The 1,629-nt window shown below is 65.3% G+C and carries 3 protein-coding genes; all 3 read left to right on the plus strand.

The features are described from left to right. A partial coding sequence (locus RU01_RS20155) for a 2-hydroxyacid dehydrogenase (protein WP_042576385.1) occupies nt 1-599 on the plus strand: 599 nt, incomplete at its 5' end. A gap of 28 nt (nt 600-627) precedes the next feature. Beyond that, on the plus strand, nt 628-1,269 hold the full coding sequence (locus RU01_RS20160; RefSeq protein WP_042576386.1) for an RraA family protein: 642 nt from the start codon (nt 628-630) through the stop codon (nt 1,267-1,269). A 59-nt stretch (nt 1,270-1,328) separates the two neighbouring features. After that, nucleotides 1,329-1,629: biotin carboxylase N-terminal domain-containing protein (locus RU01_RS20165; RefSeq protein WP_042575844.1), on the plus strand; the 301-nt coding region annotated here is incomplete at its 3' end.

Consider the following 1,629-nt stretch of genomic DNA (forward strand, 5'->3'; position numbering starts at 1 on the left):
AACTCGGTGGTCGCACGCTCGGACTGGTCGGCTTCGGAAACATCGCCCGCATCGTCGCCGACATCGCCCGCGGATTCGGTATGCGTCTGACAGTGGCGGACCCCTTCGTCGACGACAGTGTCGTCACCGCGGCCGGTGCCACCCTGGTCTCTTTCGACGATCTGGTCGCCACGTCCGACGTCATCTCCCTCCACGTTCCGCTGACCGACGACACCGCACACCTCGTCGACGCCGACGTCCTGCGCCGGATGCGGCAGGGCGCCATCCTCGTCAACACCTCGCGAGGAGGGCTGATCGACGAGTCTGCTCTTCTCGATGCACTGACCGACGGTCACCTCGGCGGCGCCGCACTCGATGTACTCAGCGGGGAGTCGATCGACATGAAGAATCCTCTGCCCTACACCGCACTGTCCGATCACAACGCCGGGCTCGACAACTTGATCATCACCCCGCACATCGCGGGGCAGACCGACCGAGCCCTGCTCACCGCCGGCCGCGAAGCCGTCGATTGCATCCGCACCGCACTGGCGGGACGCGCACCCCGCAATGCCGTCGCCCCCGTGTCACCCGACGCCACACCCGCCGACGCCCGTCGCTGATCGCGCCCGCATTCCCAGGGAGAATCTCATGTTCATCACCGCAGACACCGCCAACATCGACATCGCTGCCGACTGGCAGCGAGCACCACTCGACAAGATCTCGCGTCTCGCCGAGTACCCCGTTGCACTTATCGGCGACGCACAGAAGCGGATGGGCCTGATGTCTGCCGCCCTCCGCCTGGTGACTCCCGGCCTCACGATGGCCGGCACCATCCTCCCGATTCACGCCCGCGAGGGGGACAACCTCGCCATCCACCGTGCACTCGACGATGCACGACCGGGAGACGTCCTTGTCGTCAATGGACACGGAGAGACCAGCCGCGCCGTCTTCGGCGACATACTCGGAGAGATCTGTACATCTCGCGGCATCGCCGGTGTGGTCATCGACGGCTCCACTCGAGACGTCGACGAACTCACCGCAATGAAGCTGCCGGTCTACGCCCGAGGAATAAGCCCCGCCGGGCCATGGAAGAACGGACCCGGCCGGGTCGGGTATCCGATCGCATGCGGCCACGTGGTCTGCAATCCTGGAGACGCGATCATCGGTGATTCCGACGGACTCGTCGTCATTCCCCGTGACGATCTCGACGCCGCCCTCGAACGCACCATCGCGCAGGAGCAGACCGAACAGCGAATGCGCGAGGCCATTCGCGCCGCAGTCGACTCCTGACGCCACCCATTCATCGCATCTCTGCAGATCACCCCCGAGCGAAAGCGACACTCAGAACCGTGTTTTCGAAAGTGCTAGTGGCCAATCGTGGTGAGATCGCGATCCGTGCGTTCCGTGCGGCGTACGAACTCGAGGCGCAGACGGTGGCGGTGTTCCCGTTCGAGGACCGCAATTCGGTGCATCGGACGAAGGCCGACGAGGCGTACGAGATCGGTGAGCCGGGCCATCCGGTCCGCAACTACCTCTCGGTGGATCTGATCGTCGATGCGGCGAAGCGGTCGGGTGCCGATGCGATCTATCCGGGGTACGGGTTCTTGTCGGAGAATCCGGAGTTGGCGGCGGGGTGCGCGGAGGCGGGGA

Source organism: Rhodococcus sp. MEB064 (assembly GCF_000834565.1).
Classification (GTDB): domain Bacteria; phylum Actinomycetota; class Actinomycetes; order Mycobacteriales; family Mycobacteriaceae; genus Rhodococcoides.